The organism is Paracidovorax sp. MALMAid1276 (assembly GCF_049198005.1).
In the GTDB taxonomy this organism is placed as follows: Bacteria; Pseudomonadota; Gammaproteobacteria; order Burkholderiales; family Burkholderiaceae_C; genus Acidovorax.
The window spans coordinates 1-5,399 of record NZ_JBMIRS010000007.1; the positions used below are offsets into that span (position 1 = coordinate 1).

A 5,399-nucleotide genomic window follows, 5' to 3' on the forward strand; every position below is an offset into this window, starting at 1 on the left:
TAGTACCGCGTGAGACCGGTTTATCGTGCGTTGCAGCCGATGCTCCTTCTGCCGCGCAGCCTCCTAGGCTCGGTCACTAAAATGTCGGCCCCCGAGCCTCCATTTCCCTTTTTCATCACCTCTGCCATGAACATCCTCCGCTTCTCCGACCTGTGCGCCCAGGGCAAGGCCCAAGGCCAGCGCGTCTTCATCCGTGCCGACCTCAACGTGCCGCAGGACGACGACGGCCGCATCACCGAAGACACCCGCATCCGCGCCTCGGTGCCCTGCATCCGCATGGCGCTGGACGCCGGCGCGGCCGTGATGGTGACGAGCCACCTGGGCCGCCCGACGGAAGGCGAGTTCAAGCCCGAGGATTCGCTGGCCCCGGTGGCCCAGCGCCTGGGCGAGCTGCTGGGCCGGGATGTGCCGCTGGTGGCGAACTGGGTCGACGGCGTGCAGGTGGCTCCCGGCCAGGTGGTGCTGCTCGAAAACTGCCGCCTGAACGTGGGCGAGAAGAAGAACAAGGAAGAGCTGGCGCGCAAGATGGCCGCGCTGTGCGACATCTTCGTGAACGACGCCTTCGGCACCGCCCACCGCGCCGAAGGCACCACCTACGGCATCGCCCAGTTTGCCCCCGTGGCCTGCGCAGGCCCGCTGCTGTCGGCCGAGATCGACGCGCTGACCAAGGCGCTGGCGCAGCCGCAGCGCCCGCTGGCCGCCATCGTGGCGGGCTCCAAGGTGTCCACCAAGCTCACCATCTTGCAAAGTCTGGCCGACAAGGTGGATCAGCTCATCGTGGGCGGCGGCATTGCCAACACCTTCATGCTGGCCGCGGGCCTGCCCATCGGCAAGAGCCTGGCCGAGCCCGACCTGCTGGACGCCGCCAAGGCCGTGATGGCCGCCATGAAGGCGCGCGGGGCCGAGGTGCCGATTCCCACCGACGTGGTGGTGGCCAAGGCCTTTGCGGCCGATGCCCCCGCCACCGTGAAGGCCGCCACCGACGTGGCCGAAGACGACCTGATCCTGGACATCGGCCCCGACACCGCCGCGCGACTGGCCACCCAGCTCAAATCCGCTGGCACCATCGTCTGGAACGGCCCGGTGGGCGTGTTCGAGTTCGCCGCATTCGAGAACGGCACGCGCACCCTGGCGGCCGCGATCGCCGAATCACCCGCATTCAGCATTGCGGGCGGCGGCGACACCCTGGCCGCCATTGCCAAATACGGCATCGACAGCCAGGTGGGCTACATCTCCACCGGCGGCGGCGCGTTCCTGGAAGTGCTGGAAGGCAAGACGCTGCCTGCCTTCGAGATCCTGCAAAAGCGCGCTGGCGCGGGCGCCTGAGCGGCGGGGCGCGCCCTGGCGGGGTGCGGCGTGGCGGGGCGTCAGCGGCATCCTTCTAAAATTGCGCCCCATGACCTTCACCGACATGCTGCGCAATGCCACGGCGCAGAACAATTCCCTGCTGTGCGTGGGCCTGGACCCGGAGCCCACACGCTTTCCGGCACAGATGCAGGGCGATGCGCACCGCATCTACGACTTTTGCGCGGCCATCGTCGACGCCACGGCCGATCTGGCCTGCGCCTTCAAGCCCCAGATCGCCTACTTTGCCGCCCACAGCGCCGAAGACCAGCTCGAACGCCTGATGCAGCACATGCGCGCCAACGCGCCGCATGTGCCGGTGATCCTGGACGCCAAGCGCGGCGACATCGGCTCCACGGCCGAGCAGTACGCCAAGGAGGCGTTCGAACGCTACGGCGCCGACGCCGTCACGCTCTCGCCCTTCATGGGCTTTGACTCCATCGAGCCCTACCTGGCCTACCACGGCAAGGGCGCCTTTTTGCTGTGCCGCACCTCCAACCCCGGCGGCGACGACCTGCAGAACCAGCGCCTGGCCAGCATCGACGGCCAGCCGCTGATGTACGAACATGTGGCCCGCCTCGCGCAAGGCCCGTGGAACAAGAACGGCCAGCTCGGCCTGGTGGTGGGCGCCACCTACCCGCAGGAGATCGAACGCGTGCGCAGCATTGCGCCCACGCTGCCCCTGCTGATCCCCGGTGTGGGCGCCCAGGGCGGCGACGCCGTGGCCACCGTGCGCGCGGGCCTGCGCGCTGACGGACCGATCATCGTGAACTCCTCGCGCGCCATCCTCTACGCTTCCAAGGGCGATGATTTCGCTGCCGCGGCACGCGCCGAGGCGCTGCGCACGCGCACCGTGCTGAACGACGCCGCGCAGGGCTGAGCCCCCGCGCTTCAACACCCCCCAGCCCCGGGTCGCGCAGCCATGCAGCTCAAGTGGCTCGAAGACTTCATCGTGCTGGCGCAGGAGCGTAGCTACACCCGCGCGGCCGAGCTGCGGCATGTGACGCACCCGGCGTTCGGCCGCCGCATCCGCGCGCTGGAGGCCTGGGCCGGCACGCCGCTGGTGGAGCGCGGCGGCGGGCCGGTCACGCTCACCCCGGCGGGGCAGAGCTTTCTCGAAACCGCGGGCCTCATGGCGCGCAGCCTGGCGCAGTCGCACGAAGAGCTGCAGAGCCTGGCCGGGCGCCAGGCCCGCACCGTGACCCTGGCCACCGGCCGCACCCTGGCGCGCACCGTGGTGGCCGACTGGCTGGTGCGGCTGCAGCCGGTGCTGCAGGGCGCCGAGCTGTGCATCCGCACCCGCGCCCTGGCCGACACCGTGGCCATGCTGGAGCGCAACGAGGCCGACTTCTCGCTCGTCTACCACCACCCGGCGCTTGCCATTCGGCTGGATGCGCGCCAGTTCATGCATGTCACCGTGGCGTCCGACCGCCTGGTGCCCGTGTCCCGCGCCACGGCGCAGGGCCAGGCGCTGCACCGCTTCGGGCCCGATGGCACCCTGGTCCCCTACCTGGCCTATGCCCCGCAGCTGGCGCTGGGCCGCCTGGTGGAAGACCACCTGGCCCACCACCCCCAGGCACCACGGCTGCAGCGGGTGGTGGAATGCGACTCGGCCGACGCGCACTATGAATACGTGCAAAAAGGCCTGGGCGTGGCCTGGCTGCCCTGGTCCATGGTGCATGTCGACTGCCAGGCCCGGCGGCTGGCGCTGTCGGGCGACGCCCGCATGGAGGTGCGCTTCGACGTGCGCCTGTACCGGCCCAAGCGGCGCCTGGGGCCGGTGGCCGAGGCGCTGTGGAAGGCCCTCGCGCAGCGCTGAGCCCTTGCGGGTTTTCATCAGGGCGCTGAACCACATTGGCAGGGCTTGGTGCCGTTTCGGCACCAACAGCGTGGCGTGGCCTTTTCACAATCGGCCCTACCACGACCCCAGGAGCCCACCATGCCATCCCCCCGTTCCCTGCGCCGCACTGCCTTGCTGTGTGGCCTGGCCGTTGTGGCCGCCCCCGGCGCATTCGCGCAGGACGCCTACCCCGCCAAGCCCATCACCATCGTGGTCGGCTACCCGCCCGGCGGCAGCACCGACCTGACCGGCCGCACCTTGGCCACCGAGCTGAGCGCCAAGCTGGGCGTGCCCGTGGTGGTGGAAAACATCGGCGGCGCGGGCGGCGCCATCGGCGCGCAGAAGGTGGCCAGCAGCGCGCCCGACGGCTACACCTTTCTGGTGGGTGCCAGCAACGAGATCGCCATCAACAAGCTGGTGACCCAGAAGGTGAAGTACGACGTGAAGGACTTCACCGCCATCGGCCTCATCGCCTCGCAGCCGCTGGTGCTGGTGGCCTCCACCGGCGCGGGCGTGAAGAACCTGGCCGAGTTCACGCAAAAAGTGTCCAGAAACCCGGGCAAGTTCAGCTACGGCAGCTCGGGCGTGGGCACCTCGCTGCACCTGGCGGGCGAAATGGTCAAGGAGCAGGGCAAGCTGTTCATGACGCACATCCCCTACCGGGGTGTGGCGCCGCTCGCCAACGACCTGCTCGGCAACAACCTGGAGTACGGCGTGTTCGTGCTCTCCAGCGGCCTGCCGCACATCCGAAGCGGCAAGGTCGTCGCCCTGGGCACCACCGAGGCCAAGCGCTCGGCCATCACGCCCGACATCCCGGCCCTGGCCGAATCGCCGCAGTACAAGAACGTGGACATCGGTGTGTGGTTCGCGCTGATGGGCCCGGCCAACCTGCCCAAGCCCGTGTTCGACAAGGTGAAAAAGGCGCTGAACGACAGCCTGCAGTCGCCCGAATTCCGCAAGAAGCTGGAGGCCAGCGGCTCCACCGTGGCATCGCCGGACGTGAACATCAACCAGTTCCTGTCCACCGAAGTGGCCAAGTACAAGAAGATCGTCGAATTCGCCCGGATCGAAGAATGAGCCTTGCCCCCGACATGAACGCGCGCGCCCCGCTGGCCGCGCCCGCGCCGCTCGCCTTTGACCTGCCCGCGCCCGACATCGCCGCCTGGCGCGCCGGCAACACCGGCACCGAAGGCGTGTGGCACTTTGATTCGGGCCTGCCCGGGCGCCGCGTGATGGTGAGCGCCCTGGTGCACGGCAACGAGCTGTGCGGCGCCTGGGCGCTGAAGGGCCTGCTGGAGGCCGGCGTGCGCCCCGCAAGCGGCACGCTCACGCTCGCGTTCTGCAACCTGCAGGCGTTCGACCGCTTCGACCCTGCAGACCACGACGCATCGCGCTTCACCGAAGAAGACCTGAACCGCCAGTGGATCGACGAGCGCATGGCCGCCGCCGACACCGCCGAGCGCCGCCGCGCCGCCGCGCTGCGCCCCTGGGTGGCGCAGGCCGACTGGCTGCTGGACATCCACTCGATGCACGAACGCGGCGCGCCGCTGCTGCTCACGGGCATGCAGCCCCGCAACCGGGCCCTGGCCAAGGCCATGGCGGCGCCCGAACACATCGTGGTGGACGCGGGCCACAAGGACGGCGTGCGCATGCGCGACTACGGCCGCTTCGGCCTGCCCGATGCCGACGGCGGCGACACGCGATCGCTGCTGGTGGAGTGCGGCTTTCATGGCGACCCGGCCAGCCGCGCCGTGGCGCAGGACCAGTGTGTGCGCTTCCTCGAACAGTCCGGCGTGCTGAACGCCGACGCCCTGGCCCGGCAGCTGCCCGGCTGGCGCCTGCCCGACGCGCCGCGCCAATGGGCGCTGGAGGTGACCGGCCCCGTCGTGGCCACCAGCAGCGCCTTTCGCTTCACCGAGCCGTTCACCGGGCTGGAGGTGATTGCACAAGCGGGCACGGTGATCGGCTGGAATGGCGATGGCAGCGACGCCACGCCCGTCACCACCCCCTACGACGACTGCGTGCTGGTGATGCCCTCGGTGCGCCAGGCGCGCGCGGGGGTCACGGTGGTGCGCTTTGCGCGGCGGCAGCCGCTGTAAGAGCCTGTTCAATGTTTTTTTGGAGTCGCACAAGGTCCTTGCCCGAAGGGTTGGAGTGAAATCGGGCGATGGAACGCACCGGCCGCTTGCATGGGCATGAGCCCATGCGGCGGAGC

General features: G+C 69.7%; 5 protein-coding genes. All 5 read left to right on the forward strand.

All coding sequences use genetic code 11. The features are described 5' to 3' along the window. Positions 1–126 precede the first annotated feature (126 nt). Positions 127–1,326, forward strand: coding sequence for a phosphoglycerate kinase (locus ACOQFS_RS00065; RefSeq protein WP_421560941.1), 1,200 nt, complete (start codon positions 127–129; stop codon positions 1,324–1,326). A 70-nt stretch (positions 1,327–1,396) separates the two neighbouring features. Continuing rightward, the gene (gene pyrF, locus ACOQFS_RS00070; RefSeq protein ID WP_421560942.1) at positions 1,397–2,224 is read left to right on the forward strand and encodes an orotidine-5'-phosphate decarboxylase; all 828 of its coding nucleotides are present in this window, start codon (positions 1,397–1,399) and stop codon (positions 2,222–2,224) included. A 42-nt stretch (positions 2,225–2,266) separates the two neighbouring features. Beyond that, positions 2,267–3,163 (forward strand): LysR family transcriptional regulator, encoded by an 897-nt coding sequence (locus ACOQFS_RS00075; RefSeq protein WP_421560943.1) that lies wholly within the window; start codon positions 2,267–2,269, stop codon positions 3,161–3,163. A 120-nt stretch (positions 3,164–3,283) separates the two neighbouring features. After that, the gene (locus tag ACOQFS_RS00080) at positions 3,284–4,261 is read left to right on the forward strand and encodes a Bug family tripartite tricarboxylate transporter substrate binding protein (RefSeq protein ID WP_421560944.1); all 978 of its coding nucleotides are present in this window, start codon (positions 3,284–3,286) and stop codon (positions 4,259–4,261) included. Further along, positions 4,258–5,283 (forward strand): succinylglutamate desuccinylase, encoded by a 1,026-nt coding sequence (locus ACOQFS_RS00085; RefSeq protein WP_421560945.1) that lies wholly within the window; start codon positions 4,258–4,260, stop codon positions 5,281–5,283. Before ACOQFS_RS00080 ends, ACOQFS_RS00085 begins: the two co-directional genes overlap by 4 nt. Positions 5,284–5,399: the final 116 nt, after the last annotated feature.